Below are 16,428 nucleotides of genomic sequence, written 5' to 3' on the forward strand. Positions count from 1 at the left end.
ACAGAGTACATTGCAGGATACACCATTGTCAATGACCTCAGTGCTCGCGATTTGCAGAAGAGCGACGGTCAGTGGGTACGGTCCAAATCGCTCGATGGCTTCTGCCCCATGGGCCCCGCCATTGTCACGACGGATGAGCTGGGTGACGCATCTGGTCTCAAGATTCAGACATATGTGAACGGGGTACTGAAGCAGGACTCGTCCACTTCAAACATGGTGTTTGGTGTGCCTGCGATTGTGGAGTTCCTCTCTGCATCCTTCACACTCGAACCCGGTGATGTCATAGCCACAGGTACACCATCCGGAGTTGGTTCTGCAAGGAACCCCCCCGAGTTCCTCAAGCCCGGTGACGAGGTGGACCTGTACATCGAGAAGATTGGGCATCTCCGCAACAAGATTGTGTGAGTGTCGTGGGTTCGTACCGGCCTCACTTCTTGGCAAACCTGACACGTATCTCTTGCCCGCTCATGAAACTCGACGTGAGTGCGACAACCTCGCCGGTCACCTGCTGGCACTTCACGGGCTTGCTGTCCACGGTAGCATCTATGACACGAAAGTCTCTGCTATGATATATGAACAGGGTGTGAGCGGTGACTGTGTCGACATTCATGATAACACTCAGGCAGGAGGACACAGGGTCCCAGTCCTGTGCACGAATCTCAACAGCTCCCTGGGTAAAGTGGATGCTTGTACTGAGAACACTTGGTGCATCAGTCTGGGGTCGGATGCATAGCAGCCTGCATGAGTGTGGCCGCAGCTCTGTGATCTTGAGGCTCTCTGTGAACTGCCCCCGGTATCTCTGTTCCCAGAAGTCGAAGACATTGTATACTTGGTCCTGCTTCAGGCCAAGCTCTGTCGGACTGATGTCTATCTCGATGGGCTCCTCGCTGAGGTTGACTGCTCCAAGGACTGCGTATGTGCCTGTCGCACTGTCAATACCGAGGCAAAACAGTCTGGGTTCACTGTATCTCAACGCATCGACGGCCACTCCTCCCTTGCCATAGACCGGCAGTATCTTGTCGAGAAGCACGAGTCTCTCTTCTGACAAGTCCATCATTCTGTCACTCATGAGCACAGCTCCACCGCTGAGTGCGACCACGGAGAGCCAGAGTCTCAGTTCGTCCATGCTCAAGTCTGTGTCATTCTGACGGACAAGCACGCAATCAGGGTCGTTTATCCACCATCGCCGATGCAGAAATGCCCTTGTCATCGTGTTGATGGCGCACTCATAGACACCTCCACCCCACTCATACCTCCATGCCGGGGCAATGTCTGTACCAATCCGCATCATGTTGGTGATTCCAACACAAGGACCAAGCGGTGCGCCACACCCTAGGATCAGGTGGTCTCCAACAGCACGTCGTATTGCCTCGAGACCCTGTCTTATCGCCTGTGCTCTTGTCATGTTCATGTTGTGTCGGAGCCCTTCTCCACTCGCACAGAACAGGAAGTCAATCTTGAAGTACTCAAAACCGTCCTCCCGCAGGGTCTTGAAGAGCCGCTCCATCATGTCTATCACCAGTGGATTGGTGAGGTCTAGCGCGAAGTAGTTTCCGAACCATAATGGGTTCGTGCCAACCACAAGAGGTTGGTTGTCATTGTCTCTGACGAACCAGTCGGGATGGTCCTTGAGTATACTGGAGTGCTCTGATGCGATGAATGGGGCAGTCCATATTCCGGGCTTGAAACCCGCGTCTCTGATGTGGTCGGACAGATTCTTCAGTCCAGAGTGGAACCTGTCGTTCGGGGACCAGTCTCCGACAGTTCTCTGATACCCGTCATCTATCTGGACCCACTCGACGTTTGGAAACCTCTTGCTGAGAAAGTCAGTGTTTGCACACACCTCCTTCTCGTCCGGTTGAGTGTAATAGAAATACCAGCTGCACCAGCCCGTCGGCACAGTGGGCCAGCTGACAGCATGCATCCTCTGAGCGGCGACCTCTGCATAGGTATCGAGGCCCGACTCGGGAGTGCCACTCGCGATGACGAGCAGTTCCTCGGACATGACCGTCTGCTTATCGCCCACTATGATGTCGTCCGTATCGGACGAGGCCACAATCCGAGCAAGTCGGTCTTCTTCAGTCTCCCTTCCGTAGACGATGACCGTTGAGAACTGGTCCTTCATCGTGACAAAGCCCAAGACAAGCGAGCTGTACGTGTCAACGTGGTGTATGACCGTGAATAGATGACTGAGGTTCTCACCGGCCGCGATTGACCGCGTCTGAGTCAACTCCCATGAGTGAAACCCGTTCCGAAAGAACCGCAGCTTGTCGCCACTCCATCCCGTGTGGAGTCTTGTCGCGTCATCAATGTCAATCACGAATGGATCAATCGAGTTGACCCTGATGCTATTGCCTGACCGATTCTTGAACTGAACAACGATGCTGTAGCCGGGCAGTCCCCTCACAACACTCAGTCTGACGTGCATCTCCGTCCTCATGTCCGGAGACTGCATTCTGATGACAACCGCCTTACCCTCTCCTCTCTCATCGGTGAAGTCGAGAGTGCTCATACCCTTGTAGACCATCTCCCTTGAGTCGTACACATGCTCCTCTGTATGCACTTGAGCGTAGGCCCGCGAGAAGCACATAGTCTTCTCATCTGCCGTAGTAAGCATGAGCAGTCCAAGCTGAATGTCGAAGAAGACAGTCACCAGACCGTTGGTCAGCTTTATCCCTTCATCTCCCACATCAAGGTGTATGGGGTCGCCATCGTTCGGCATATGGTCTCTCTCCTTGGGTCAACCTCTGTCGCTGTGTTCTCCTCTTATGCTTTTCAGCCAAGAGCTGTCCTACCTCAGACGGGCCGCTATCCGATCCGCCTCGTCTGCCTGCTCATACTCGAACATCTTTCGATGAGCCTTCGCAAGAGACTGCCAGACTTCCTTGTCCTTAGGTTGAAGCTTGAGGTACAACCTGTAGTGCTCCTTGGCCTGCGACCACTGTTCAAGGTTCTCGTAGCATCTGGCCGCGTAGTACAGCGCTCGCTTGTGGTCTTTCTTTGGTCCTGCCAGTTCTAGAAAGATCTCCAGCGACTGAGCCCACTCCCCATTGTCGAACAACATCTTGCCTTGTTCGAACCTCGCTTCCATCTCGCTGTACAGTGGCATCCTCTTTGACATCTGGAAGAGTCTCGTAATTGTTGAACAACATGCCAGTACCGCTACCAGAAGCACTGTGAAAGTGATTACGCTCGATGCAGGAATAACGAGAACTCCAAGCCCTCCGAGAAGCCCCACCATCAGCCCACCCACAAACACAACAGCAGCGACTACCAAGATGGTCCTGACGGCCGACTTGGTGCTTCTGTTTCCCTTCACTGGTTCTTCTTCCCATGAGGGGTCTTCTATCATTGCGCCCACGCGCTTCACCGTAAGGTCGCATCCTCTTATGTGCTTCGAGTACTGCATTCCCTATCTGGAAGTGCTCTCAGGAATCATCGACCCGCAAGTCTCCGTCACTCCCGGTCTTGCGCTGTCTTCGATACTCCTCTTCCCTCCGCTCTGCATCAAGTGCACAGCGCGCCAAGTCTATCCACTCTAGCACAAGTCTTGACAGCCTCGGGTCCAGCTGCATTGCCAGCTCTCCGTAAGCGACTGCATGTTCATGTTCGCCCTCAATATAGTGTGCGTTCGCCTTGTTGTAGAGTGCCTCTGCATAGTCAGGTTTCAGAGCCACTGCCCTCGTGTAGGCCTCAATGGCCTTTCTACCCTCTGCCATTCTCGAATGACAGTTGCCGAGGTTGTTCCATGCCTCTGCGTCTTCAGGGTTTATCTCTAAGGCATGCTTGTAGCACTCCATGGCGGCTTTGAAATCCCGCATCTCGTATAGCAGTGTGCCCTTGTTGAACCAGACCTCAAACACCATGTTGTCTATCGCAAGAGCCTCATCATACGCCTTGAGAGCCTCTTCGTTTCTGGACAGCATCGAGAGGGCGTAGCCCAGGTTGTACCATCCTTCGATGGACTCGGGGTACTCGGTGAGGAACTCCTGAAGGACAAGGACCGCGTCCTCCAGATGCCCCGCCTCTATCTTCTTCACTGCATCCACAATCTGGCGGTGATAAGAGACTCGCATCGACAGTGTCACCTCTCTTCTTGGGATAAGGCTTGCGAGGTGTGTTGCAGATAGCCCCTTCGCTCTGGTCTAAGGTGTTCCTATCTCATGAGGTTTCTGTGAATTCACTTGCCATCTCGGTTCTGACATCATCGAGTGCGAGTGCTGTCTTCATCTCTGCGCTGATGTGAACCGAATTGACTGTCGCTCAATTCTCTGCCGACCGTCTGTCCACGCAGATGTGACACACTTCAATATGCCCGAGTGCAGTGGTTGAAACAGAGGTCGAGTCCGTTGTGCTCGGTCCTATCTGAGCACGAGCTATGATTCTGGCTGTACGTGTGGATTGTTGCACTAGGACACGAGTCAATGGAAAAAGAGAAAAAAAGAGAGAAGGGAGAAGCAGTTGCCCTACTTCTTCTTTTCCTTAGCCTTCTCTGCAGCAATGAGTTCCTTGAACTTGTCGTCGTACTGTGCGGCCATGGTGGTCTTTCCCGCAGCGTCGATGATCTTGTACTTCGCCAGTGCGGCCACGCCCGCCTTCCATGCCTTCTGTGCTTCCTTTATTGCATCTACTTTTGATGGCTTAGGAGCTTCTGTCATGCTAGATATCCTCTCATTATGTTCTCGTGTGTGTTCCGCTTATCACAAGAAGCAGAACCTGTACGATGTTCTGTGATGCTTGAATAAAAAGAAAGCTGGGGCGGGCTCCCTCGTTGCAAGAGCCGGGACGCAACACACTACTACTTGAGCGGGCCACGTTCCTCTCTGAGAAGTGCGGCCACAACTGCCGCAAGAGCAGTGGTCGATGCGAGGAACAGGACTGAAGCCTGTAGGCCGTAGACGTCACCCAAGTATCCAAAGACTGTCGGTGCGACCGCGCCAGGAAATGCGCCGAAGGAGAACAACAGACCAAACGCCGTGCCCTTTGCATTCTTCGGGCTCACCTCGGTTTCAAAGGCGGCATTTGCCGGGACACCCCAGTAGTAGAAGAAGCCAACTCCAATCAGCACAGCCGCAAGTACCACTGGCTCGAGCGACATGTTCAACAGCAACAGGCAGGGTGTCATCAGCGCTGAGGACAGGATGATGTGTGGTGTTCTTCGAGTCCTGTCTGAAACCGGACTGGAGAGGATTTCGGCCACGAGACCAGAACCGAGCATCAGACTTGTCAGCGAACCTGCCCACAGTGGACTATAACCGTAGCTGACCACAAGATAGAGCGGCATCAGCAGGCTTGTACATCTGAAGGGGATTGACCTTAGGCCTGCCAGTATCACAAGGAGAACGAAGTTGCGAGTCCAGCCCTGTTCACCATCGCGTTCGCCGTCTTCTTGGGTCTTCCAGTAGCAGGACTTGTCTTCGCCTCTGATCATCATGAACACCGGTATGACCAGTAAGAAGCCCACAATGGCCAGCACTGAAAGTGAGTTCTGCCACGTGCCGACCAAAGCGAGCATGAAGACGCCCAGACCGGGAACTACCGCAGTACCAAGCAGTCCTCCCATAGCTTGAATCCCGGTGGCCTTCGCCCGGTCCTCTCTTGGAAAATGGTCGGCGAGTATTGGAAACGCGCAGGGGTGATAGCCAGCCGAGCTGATGCCGAGGAGAAGCTGACAGGTCAATAGATACAGGAATGTCGTGGCGAAAGACGTCAGATACACCACGACAGATGCGAACAACACCGTTGCAGAGATGAAGATCTCTCTCCAGCCCTTGTCGGCCAAGACTCCCACCAGAAGGTGGGTAATTGTCATTGTGAACACTGCTGCGCTCGTAGCAAGCCCTGCCTCGGTTAGGGACAGAGAGAGCTCGTCACGTATGAGAGGCAGGAAGGGCGACAGAACACCAGTGTACAAGTGGTGCATGAAGTGTGTGAGTGTGCAAGCTGTGAGAACGAAGTATGACGCGTGTGTGGCCTTCACGGGTGTGTAGTCCCTTCTCGATGTGTCTGGCGACCCTCACAGCGACCTGCCCTTAAACGAAGCTGATTGCGGCACCAGCAGCCGCAGAATGAATCTTGAGACAATCGTCTTGATACTCTGTCCAAGACCGCTTGGATGCGCTCGTGACACAATAGAACGAGAATGAGCACAAGTCTGCCTGTCAGTAGGTCAGTCGACTTGGTAGCTGACGACCGTGGGTGACCCCAAGGTCATCAGCAGTTCCGATTTCGACTCGGTTTTGGTACCTGATACAGGTCCGACTGTCCTTTTAACCTTCTGTCTCACCGCAATCAAGGCGAACTCAGACATAGAGAATCTATGACGTGGTCATATCCTTCCCAGGAGCCAAAGCACAATGTTCAGAGCAAGGTCGTCATCGTGGAGAGATTCGTAGTTCCCAGTGATGCCCCAGTTGTCAATGAAGAAGTTGGTACCGGTGACAACGATTCTTCCCCCTGAAACACCCTGAAGGCATGATAGGACTGGGGAACTACCGTATCTGGCCAACGTAACAGAGCCGACCGGCCCGCTAAGTGAGGCCCCATTGTAGTCAAAGTCGCTCACATCTTGTGTGATTGGATGGGACACTATGTTGTCAATCAGATAATAGTCTCCTAGGTAAGGGATGTGATTGAAGTGATACTCGAATCCGGTCCATGACAGAAAGTTGTTGAGCGAAGCAAGGTCCACTGAGCTGTTGGCAAGAGCTGTCACAAACAGTGAGCCTCCACTGTCATAGTAGTTCTGATACGCGCTCGTCTGCTGCGGAGTGAATGGAATAGAGAACTCAGTGAGGTGATATGGGTCGGTCTCGTTGAGAGCCCACGAGCAAGGGTCGAGAAGAATGACCGCATAAAACTGCGAGAGAAGAGATGCAGTGATGGCATCTGGATCTCTCAGTTCAGTGACAGAGAAGCCCTGCTGTGTCAGTAGCTTGTAGTACTCCCTGAACTGACCATAGACTGTGTCGATGCTCCACAGAGTGTGGCTGATATCAAACGCAATCCTTGCGTTTGCACTCGAGACCTGAAAGTCCACCTCGAGTAGTCCCACTGTCGTTATGCCCTCGGTGAATGTGATGTCCGCGGAGTACTGACTCGCGCCTGAGTGGGGCACAGTGACTGTGAGTTCAACAGAGCCTGTCTGGTTCACTGTCACTGAAGATGGAATGCTGAAGACAGTGGGCGTAGCCGATGCGACCGAAATACCAATGGTTGATACTCCCGAGTCCACAATGTCCACAACAAAGCTGTATGTGTCATCGTAGAAGAGCCGTTCAAAGTTAAGAGGAAGCTTCAGTGGACGAACGTAGGTGAGACTACCAACTTGCCCGGTCTTGGGAAGGGCCGCTACGAGGTCGATTGCACCCTGAGTGTTTATTCTGCCAGCCCCAACGACGTACTCTGGATAGTTCATGGCCGTCGCCGACTTCATCAGGGCGGCCATCACAAGACCAGGCGTGTAGGTTATGTTGTTCGCCTGGCAGTAGGCTATGATGTCTGCCACCGCTGCCGCTGCTCTGGGTGATGCGAAGCTGGTCCCGTAGTATTTCGAACTCCCCACCACGACGTATCCGAGAGTGGAGATGTCCGGCTTAATCGACCTCCAATATGTCGGACCTGTGCTTGTGTATCCTGCCGGAAGCCCCACTTCATCCAACGCTCCCACCGACAATGCGTGCTTGAACACACTGGGCGATGCAATGCTGCTGCCGGCCACTCCATCCTCTCCTTCGTTTCCAGCTGCGCACACAACCACGACTCCCTGTGAGAAGGCATACTTCACTGCGTCCTCTAGTGGGTCACCGACGCCCGGCGAGGAGCCCAGACTCAGATTGATCACGCTGCAGTTCACTGCGACTGCCCAGTATATGGCCGCGATTATCGCAGGCGTGAGTGCGACTCCTGTTGAGTCTGTGACTTTAGCACTGACGACAACTGCATTCACACTACTGGTGACCAGCGCGGTGGCAACGAGCGTGCCATGCCCAAGCCCCTCTGGACGGGAATCGGTAGTGGTCGGGTCATCTGACTTGTAGCCGTATTGAGTCTGAATGAAGCTCGCTGCCGCAACTATCTTCCCCTCCAGCGCAGAGGTCGAGTCGACTCCGGAGTCTATGACTGCCACTCGGACCTCCCCAATGGGCACCGGGGTGAAGACGCCATCCATTTGGAACAGCACTATGATGCCGGTGCCCAAGACCAGCATGAATACGACCAGAAGCGCCACTCCCTTCATGGGACTCTTACTCGTTGGCTGTGTGTAGCTCATCCCCGGTTCCCAGTAGTTGTACATGTCTTTCACCTGAATACTTGTGGTGCGTTCGCCAAGTCACATGAATCTGTCGGACTCGGCCGTGTAGCTGACGTGTTGTAGGAGGCTCCGCATAAGTTCATTTATCTGTAGTGTCTCACAGCACGATAGCCGTCCGAGGTATCCACTTTGCAGAAGCAAGAAGCCATCACTACAAGTCTGGTGGACGAACTCGAATTTCACGCAATGCCTCCTGACGAGGTGTTGAGGGTTCTTGCAGTAGACTCGTCCCAGGGTCTTTCTGAATCCCAAGTCGCCGAGAGGCTAGCCGAGTTTGGCCCCAACATGATTCCAAAGGCCAAGGGCAGCTTCTGGAAAGTGTATCTTGCCCCGATATTGAACTGGTTGATTACCATCTATCTCGTGAGCTCTGTATCGCTTCTAGTCATTGCATGGCTGTTTCCCGGTCCTGAGAACGAGATAAGTCAGGCTACACTCTGGCTGGCAGTGGTGGCCGTCAACTGCATCGTTGCCATCTTCCAGCAGTACCGTGCTCAGAAGAAGCTTGAAGCGCTTGAACGCCTGTCTGCTGGCGACGCCCGGGTGATAAGGTCTGGAATGGAGATGGAGGTAGACCCATCTGAGATTGTGCCGGGCGACATCATCAAGCTGGAGCAGGGCGACCGGATTCCTTCAGATGCACGCATAGTGGCATGTAACAATCTGAGTACCAATGAGGCGTCTCTGACCGGAGAGAGTGTACCCGTAGCGAAAGATGCCGAGTACGTGGGTGTACGGGATTCGCCACTCACAGATCGGATTAACATGGTCTTTCTCGGGACTTATGTTGCAACCGGGACAGCACGTGTGGTTGTTACGAAGACTGGCGCGAAGACAGAGATAGGCAAGATTCAAGGCGAACTCGAGTCTCTGAACACAGGCGACATCCCTCTCAGGAAGAAGGTCAATCTTCTTGCAAAGTACTTGGGAATCGCCGCCGTCCTGTTGATGCTGTTCTCGGTCGCATGGACGGTGTTCATATTTCCCCTCCTGACAGGGACTCCCTTCAACTTTGACGTTCAGGCCATCGCCAGTCAGCTGAGCAATGGCATAACTCGCGCAATGACGATAATGCCAATCAACATCCCGCTGTTGACAACAATCGTGCTGCTCACGGGCGTACTTGCCATGGCCAAGAAGGGCGTGATAATCCGGGACCTGTCTGCCGTGGAGAGCCTCGGGCGAGTGAGTGTCATTTGCAGCGACAAGACTGGCACTCTGACTCGGAATCAGATGACTGTGAAGTATGTCTGGGACACTACTAGCCTGTATCGCGTCAGTGGGGACGGCTATGAGCCCTCTGGTTCGTTCTTTAGACTACCCGTGTCTAAAGTGCCAGCGCATGTGAACTCCCCTGATGAGACTGAACTCAAGGAGATACCTCCGGGTACTGGCCTGTACCACCTGCTAGTATGCGGTCTGATTGATAATGACTCGGAGATAACACGAGTGGACATTCCGGGCCAGGGTGTCGTCTGGAACCCAATAGGCGACCCCACTGATGCGTCACTGCTTGCACTCTTCAGAAAGAGCAGAATTGATGAGAAGGCGGTCCGCGCTGCCAACAGTGTTGTCATGGAGTTCACATTCGAGTCTGAACTGAAGAGAATGACCAAGGTCGTGCATGATGGGACGAAGCACAGGGCGTACGTCAAGGGGGCCACTGAAGTCGTACTTCAGAGGTGTTCCGCAGTCATCAAGGACGGTCGGACTGCGGCATTGTCCAAGGAAGTGGCGGCGCAGATACAGGACTTGGTCAGTGGTTTTGCAGAGAAGGGCTATCGAGTGATATCTCTTGCCCATCGTGACATAGCGGGTGTCGCATCAACTCTCAACAGGGACCAGGTGGAACGTGACCTTGTCTACCTCGGGTTTGTCTGTATCGTGGACCCACCGCGTGACGGTGTGCGAGAGGCTGTACAGGCATGTCACAGTGCAGGTATCAATGTGGTGATGATCACCGGTGATGCAGCAGCAACTGCAAGGACCATTGCCATGGACCTCCGGATAGCAAACGAGTCCTCGCTTGTTGCAGAAGGCCCCGAGATTGCTACTCTGTCTGATGAGGACTTTGCTCGTGTCAACGTCTTTGCCCGTGTCAATCCGGAACACAAACAGATCATAGTTGAGAGGTACCAAGAACAGAACAAGGTTGTAGCCATGACAGGGGATGGTGTCAACGACTCGCTAGCCCTAGCGATGAGTGACGCCGGGATTGCAATGGGGATAACCGGAACTGACGTCGCGAAGGAGGCGGCAGACCTCGTCATCACTGACGACAGCTTTGCTTCGATAGTGGCAGGCGTCCATCAGGGCCGTGGACTGTTCAACAAGATTAGGATGATGATCTACTTCTACATAGCCATCAATCTCAGTGAGAGCATCGTCTTCTTTGGAGGACTGCTGTTCCTCGGCACGACGGACATGTTCTTTGGTGGCTGGCAGAATCTGTATCTGGTTGTCACCACACACTCGTTTCCCGGCCTTGCTCTAGTGTTTGACAAGGTCTCCCCACGAGCCATGGAGGAGAAGCCACGTGACAGTGAAGCCATAATCACACGACCACTCAGCAAAGTCCTTGCACTCAACGTCGTACTCATGGCACTAGGCGCTGGGCTTGCATACTGGTTGACTCTCACTGGCGCATATGGCCTCGTTCAGATGTATCCGGAGAATCTCTCGTGGCCCATCAATGGGGTGGTGAGTGTCGCACACAAGGCGACGATAATGATGTTTACAGTCCTGCTGATAGTCGAGAGTACCCTTGTGCTCATCATTCGCAGAATCAACTTGCCGCTCTCGCAGGGCATCAGGGAACCGGGCAAGATTCTATTCGCGGTACTGCTGGGACTGATCTACTTGGCCCACCTGCTACTGATGTACGTGCCCGTCGTTCAGGAACTGCTGGGTCAGTATGGTCTTCTGTTCTACTTTGTGCCGCTCACTTGGTATGACTGGGTCATATGCGTGGTCCTGTCCCTGCCTGCCATTGTCGGAATGGAGGCCTACAAGAGACACCTGCGAAGACGAGGGGTCACACTCTAGGTCTAACGATGCTGTTCCAGTACATTGGTACGCAAGACGTGTCACAGCCCGAACCGAGGCGTCAATGAGACATGTAAACTGGCTTCGATTCAAGTGCGGGTACATTCATGATTGATGGAAGAGCTACCTAAATAACTGAAGCCTGCTTGAATTGGATGGAGAGAAGTTCGTTGCCCAGAATGACAACTCAAAAGATTCGTCAGATGAAAGGTAAGAAGAAGGTGGTCATGCTCACCGCCTATGATGCACCCACCGCTCAGATACTCAGTGCATGTGGGATCGACATACTCCTTGTGGGCGACTCGGTTGGCAACGCGCTTCTCGGGTATGAGAGCACAATCCCTGTCACTCTAGACGACATAGTGCATCACTGCGCCGCTGTGGCGAGGGGTAGACCTGACAGCCTAATTGTCGGCGATATGCCATTCATGTCTTACAAGGTCAGCGTGGAACAGGCGCTGACGAACTCAGCCATCTTACTCCAGAAAGGCGGCGCTGAAGCAGTGAAGTTCGAGGGCGGAACCAGTATCGTGCCCAAGGTGAAGGCCGTAGTTGAAGCGGGCATTCCAGTCATGGGTCACATAGGCCTGACTCCGCAGTCGATCTTTGAGCTAGGTGGTTATCGCGTGCAGGGTCGGACGAGGGAACGAGCTGAGAGGCTCGTGCAACACGCAAGGGATTTGGAAGAAGCCGGAGTCTTTGCAATCGTGATTGAACTGGTCCCCCATGAGACTGCCAGAATGATCACCGAGGCAGTTAGCGTGCCTACTATTGGTATCGGGGCAGGTCCGCACTGCGACGGGCAAGTGCTTGTCCTGTGGGACATGCTGGGACTGTTTGAGGGCTTCAAACCAAAGTTCGTGAAGCGATATGCGAATGTGCGCCATGTCATTAGTGAGGCTGTGACAAAGTACATCGAGGAGGTTCGGGCAGGACTGTTTCCCGACGCCGAACACAGCTTCGAGATGTCAGAAGAAGAGTCTGGTCGTCTTTACGGACGCGTGAAACCCCCCGACTGAGAGACCGTCATGGCTCACTTCTGATTATTGGCCACCTTGTTCAGCGCATCGATGAGCGCATCCACGTCTATCCCGTGTGCTTTTGCGCCCTGCTCGATGTTTTCGAACCTTGCAGCCATGCAACCGAGACAGTGCAACCCAAACTCGATGAACGTCTCTGTGGTCTTAGGCCATCTCATTACTACTTCCTGAATCGACATTTCCTTGGTTATCGTCTGAGACACTGTTCACACCTTCTTGGACCATGCTCATTAACTATGATGAAGTCACATTGTGCTCTAATATAGTTTGCTCTTTGTACGAGCATCATCACGAGAGGCCATGAGCGAACGCCCAGCCTATTTCAGGATCATGTGGTGCAGTCCCATTTCGTTCAGGACCTGTGGGAATATGTCGAAGAGTGGCTTTATCTTGGACAGGAGGCCAAGTGCCTTTGCTATCGAGCCCTCCATCTTGACCTCTCCCTTCGCCATGGCTATCGTTGTGTTCAGTTTACCCTGCCAGAACTTGTTTGTAGTCTCTGATGTACTCCACACCTTGATTTCGGGCTCGACATTAGAGTCAAAGCTGAGAGTACCAGTCTTGCCGTCAGGACCGGGGTCTCTGAAGTTGATTGTGACGTGGATCTCTGGACGGTCAATGTCGAATCTCACGACCACCTTTGAGGCAGTGAGCTTCTCCATGACAGCGGTCTCCTGGACTGCTCTTGCCCAGAACCTGTTGAACACTTCTCGCAGTTGTTCTGTGCTATCGAAGAACGGCATTATGTCGCACCACTCTCAAAGACACACGACGACACGATAGAAACCTTTCGGGATGCGATGGATAAGGAACTCGCATATGCCGTTTCAATTCCCAAGGAGTGATGTCGTGTGTCTCTGGGTTCTCAGTGTGAGTGACGTAGTCGGTGCACTCCAACATCTGCAGTTGACCGCACACTCACCGTTTTCGCAACGGCGAGGTCTCTCAACTTCACAGAGCTCCGATGGATGCATGTCAGTCAGTGATACGCGTGCACCACTGCGTCACGCTCTTTATTAGGCACCTTTGAGGTACCATCTCGGTCACCTTGCCACCTCGAATGAGCGAGAAGAGTAAGATACTCTTTGGGTTTCTGCTTGGGACGGCTCTGTCTTGTGCAGAGCTGGTATTTGGTGCCTTCACAATACTGACAATGGGTCGTGCAGCATTCTTCGCGGTCATGCTACTCACCGGTGTGGCCGCAGGGAGTATCAAGAATGGCCTACTCAGCGGAGCAATGGTCCTTGCAGCCATGATTCCAGTTGGACTACTAATCTGGCCGTTCATGCCTCATCTCGGTGAGCCAGTCGATTTGGGCACAATAGTCGTGTTGATTATGATAGCGATGGTCGGCGGGCCCGCTTGGAAGATTCAGGAGTACTTCGAAGGCGAGCCCCCCGCAGCAGTGTGTTGCGTTGGTCTTATCTTCCTCAGCTTGGCCATCACGCTCGCTCCCCTGTTGTACTTGGGAGGTCTTGTGCCTGCGGCGATTGGGGGCGCCCTCGGACGCGTCATCTGGGATCGTCTTCTTCGGACAAGCCCTGCGGCTCCACCTTCTGACAGCCATGGTCCCCCAGAACCAGATGCCTCAGCGTAAGAGCGCACCGACGAGTGTGTCCCGAATCAGCCGCTTCACCCAGTGTGCCGGTTCATGAACGAGTCATTGGCGGTCTCGTCACCGACTCAGGACCGACTGACTGGCTGACCGATTGACTGACCGTCTTCTCATGTCCACAGTCGAAAGAGCAAGGTGTGACGCAATGGTTTCTCCTGAGAGTCCCGGCGCAACCTGCGCAACAGAGGGATGACGGCCGAAGCTGTTAAGTACCAGCCAGTGAACCGCCCGCTCGCTACTGGCTGCCAAGGGCGGCAGTTGAGAAGGATGAATGATAATACATGACTCGAAGAGTGTGTATCGCAGGCGGTGCCGTAACCCCCTTCGACTATCCAATGCACCTCGAACCCGAGTCCATGGTTGCGAACTGTATTGTGGAGACTCAACAGGACATACCTGACTTCCACTTGCGGGACCTGCAATTCATGGTCTACTCGCATTTCAGTGTGCACTTCGGCAAGCAGCTCTGCCCGGAGTGGATTGTGCACGACCATCTGGGTCTTGTGGGGTTGCCGCACATACGTATCGAGAATGGAGGAAACACGGGCGGTTCAGCGCTCTATGGAGCGTTTCTGGCCGTCAAGTCTGGTCTATTCGATGTAGTTGGCGTTGCTGGCTGGGAAACAATGGACAATGTCACTCAGTCGCAAGGCTCCGAGTTCATAGCTCTTGCTTCCGATACGCGGTACGAGGCTCTCGCCGGCGGTATCTATCCGATATACTACGCTGCCATGGCGTACAAGTTCATGAAGGAACACGGCCTCACTGAGGAGGACTTTGCTCTGGCGGCTCTGAAGAACCGAAACAATGCCGCAGACAATGAAAAGACACAGTGGTATCGCGGAGAGTATCAGCAGTACAAGAGGGATCTCACAGTTGATGACATCCTGAAGAGCCGACTCATAAGCTACCCCCTCAAGCGCTACGACTGTTGTCTCATGAGCCGAGGCGCTGCATTCTGCCTTGTGACCTCTGAGGAGTGGGCCAAGAAGAATGCGGATGGCAAGTATGTTGTCATTGATGGTGCAGGTCTGAGCAGCTGCACGATTCGAGCTGGTGACCGACTGGCGTTTCCTGCGTGGACGGAGATGTATGGCAAGGGATACCCTGACATGACAGAGTTCGCTGCATGCAGGAGGTCCGGTGAGGTTGCCTATGACATGGCTGGAATTGAGTACAAGAGGGCGGTCAAGGAGGTTGATGTGGCTGAGATTCACGATGCATTCAGCAGTTCGGAGACTCAGATCTATAAGGCGCTGCACTGGTGCGACAAGGACAGCATCCGACAGTTTGTGCGCGAGAAGCGTACCTTCATGGAGGGCGAACTGCCAGTCAACCCCGGAGGCGGTCTCATGGGCTACGGTCATCCTGTTGGTGCCACCGGTATCATGTCCGCGGTCGAGTGCTACTACCAACTCACTGATATGATCCCGAAGAAGCACAGGAGCTCAAAGACCTATGTGCGTGATGCTGATGTCGGTCTTGTCAACAGCCATGCTGGGACCGGTACTAGTATCTCTAACTTCATTCTGAGGAGGCCTTAGAAGTGACAGGAGACAAGCGACTACACAGAATCCCAGACAAAGTGGAGTATGACCAGCGTCACTCCGATGACTTCAGAGGCGACGTCAAGGAGGTCGGCTTCCACTTCTGCGGCTACGACTATGACACGGCTGAAGAGCAACTGAAGATCTATCTGCACTACGACCAGCTGTACTACTGGAAGCTGGCAGAGCTCTCAAAGATGGGCAAGGGCTTCCTGGACGGCCAGCTCTGGGGCACCAAGTGTCCCAAGTGCGGAGACAAGTTCTTCCCACCGAGAGTGAACTGCTGGAACCTTGACTGCAATCTGGAGAAGACGGAGTGGGTTCAACTTGCACAGAAGGGAGTCGTGCACACCTTCACCATCGCCGGGTGGAGTGGAAAGTCGTCCCTCAAGCGGCTGCCCTTTGTGCTCGCCTATGTGATCGTTGACGGATGCAAGACCGCAGTAGCAAACGAGCTCCGCGGCCTAAAGCCTTGGGATGCGGAGTTTGGCATGCCGGTCAAAGTCGTGTGGGCTCCGAAAAAGGAGCGTCGTGCGGCAATTACTGACTTCCACTTTGAACCTGCTGACGGCTGGAAACCCGGACCGATGAATCCCGAGAAGGAACGCATGAAGGAGCTCTGCGAGCCTGTATACGAATGGGTCAAGTCCATGCAGTAACACCATGAATTGAGTGGGCGAGGCAGATACCGAGCCCACACTCATTTCTTTCCTCCGTACTAACAGAACTCTGTAGCTTAGACTCCACTCTGGGCTATTCCACTGACCATCCGTTCTAGTTGTAGCCGTCTGGTGAATGTGTTGCGGTTGTGGTGGAGGATGATCACGCGTTCACTAGTGGATGGCGCGGATGGGAGAGTCCCAACGG

The 16,428-nt window shown here is 53.7% G+C and carries 14 protein-coding genes; 6 read left to right on the forward strand and 8 right to left on the reverse strand.

Going from position 1 to position 16,428, the window contains the following annotated elements:
* The coding region (locus tag HXY34_12760) for a fumarylacetoacetate hydrolase family protein (GenBank protein ID NWF97005.1) at positions 1–405 on the forward strand (405 nt) is incomplete at its 5' end.
* Between the two features lie 22 nt (positions 406–427).
* Here HXY34_12760 and HXY34_12765 read toward each other — a convergent pair.
* From HXY34_12765 to HXY34_12790, 6 genes are all read right to left on the reverse strand, one after another.
* On the reverse strand, positions 428–2,722 hold the full coding sequence (locus tag HXY34_12765; protein ID NWF97006.1) for an alpha-galactosidase: 2,295 nt from the start codon (positions 2,720–2,722) through the stop codon (positions 428–430).
* A gap of 69 nt (positions 2,723–2,791) precedes the next feature.
* Entirely contained in the window at positions 2,792–3,409 is a 618-nt protein-coding gene (locus HXY34_12770; protein ID NWF97007.1) for a tetratricopeptide repeat protein, read from the reverse strand.
* A gap of 19 nt (positions 3,410–3,428) precedes the next feature.
* Positions 3,429–4,076, reverse strand: a complete 648-nt coding sequence (locus HXY34_12775) for a tetratricopeptide repeat protein (protein NWF97008.1) — start codon at positions 4,074–4,076, stop codon at positions 3,429–3,431.
* Between the two features lie 390 nt (positions 4,077–4,466).
* The gene (locus tag HXY34_12780; GenBank protein ID NWF97009.1) at positions 4,467–4,658 is read right to left on the reverse strand and encodes a hypothetical protein; all 192 of its coding nucleotides are present in this window, start codon (positions 4,656–4,658) and stop codon (positions 4,467–4,469) included.
* A 140-nt stretch (positions 4,659–4,798) separates the two neighbouring features.
* Positions 4,799–5,980 (reverse strand): MFS transporter, encoded by a 1,182-nt coding sequence (locus HXY34_12785; protein ID NWF97010.1) that lies wholly within the window; start codon positions 5,978–5,980, stop codon positions 4,799–4,801.
* A 348-nt stretch (positions 5,981–6,328) separates the two neighbouring features.
* The gene (locus HXY34_12790; GenBank protein ID NWF97011.1) at positions 6,329–8,296 is read right to left on the reverse strand and encodes a S8 family peptidase; all 1,968 of its coding nucleotides are present in this window, start codon (positions 8,294–8,296) and stop codon (positions 6,329–6,331) included.
* A gap of 147 nt (positions 8,297–8,443) precedes the next feature.
* Here HXY34_12790 and HXY34_12795 point away from each other — a divergent pair, with 147 nt between their 5' ends.
* Together HXY34_12795 and panB are read left to right on the forward strand one after the other, a co-directional pair.
* Positions 8,444–11,359, forward strand: a complete 2,916-nt coding sequence (locus HXY34_12795) for a cation-transporting P-type ATPase (protein ID NWF97012.1) — start codon at positions 8,444–8,446, stop codon at positions 11,357–11,359.
* A gap of 155 nt (positions 11,360–11,514) precedes the next feature.
* Positions 11,515–12,378, forward strand: coding sequence for a 3-methyl-2-oxobutanoate hydroxymethyltransferase (panB, locus tag HXY34_12800; protein NWF97013.1), 864 nt, complete (start codon positions 11,515–11,517; stop codon positions 12,376–12,378).
* Positions 12,379–12,392: 14 nt separating this feature from the next.
* Here panB and HXY34_12805 read toward each other — a convergent pair whose 3' ends face one another.
* Both HXY34_12805 and HXY34_12810 read right to left on the reverse strand, forming a co-directional pair.
* Entirely contained in the window at positions 12,393–12,578 is a 186-nt protein-coding gene (locus HXY34_12805; GenBank protein ID NWF97014.1) for a DUF1858 domain-containing protein, read from the reverse strand.
* A gap of 138 nt (positions 12,579–12,716) precedes the next feature.
* A complete protein-coding gene (locus HXY34_12810; protein ID NWF97015.1) occupies positions 12,717–13,142 on the reverse strand; it encodes an SCP2 sterol-binding domain-containing protein in 426 nt (141 codons plus the stop codon).
* 317 nt (positions 13,143–13,459) lie between these two features.
* Here HXY34_12810 and HXY34_12815 point away from each other — a divergent pair, with 317 nt between their 5' ends.
* From HXY34_12815 to HXY34_12825, 3 genes are all read left to right on the forward strand, one after another.
* Positions 13,460–13,996, forward strand: coding sequence for a hypothetical protein (locus tag HXY34_12815; protein NWF97016.1), 537 nt, complete (start codon positions 13,460–13,462; stop codon positions 13,994–13,996).
* A 299-nt stretch (positions 13,997–14,295) separates the two neighbouring features.
* Entirely contained in the window at positions 14,296–15,558 is a 1,263-nt protein-coding gene (locus HXY34_12820) for a thiolase domain-containing protein (protein NWF97017.1), read from the forward strand.
* Between the two features lie 2 nt (positions 15,559–15,560).
* Positions 15,561–16,220 (forward strand): Zn-ribbon domain-containing OB-fold protein, encoded by a 660-nt coding sequence (locus HXY34_12825; GenBank protein NWF97018.1) that lies wholly within the window; start codon positions 15,561–15,563, stop codon positions 16,218–16,220.
* Positions 16,221–16,428 lie beyond the last annotated feature (208 nt).

Source organism: Candidatus Thorarchaeota archaeon (assembly GCA_013388835.1).
Taxonomy (GTDB): Archaea; Asgardarchaeota; Thorarchaeia; order Thorarchaeales; family Thorarchaeaceae; genus JACAEL01.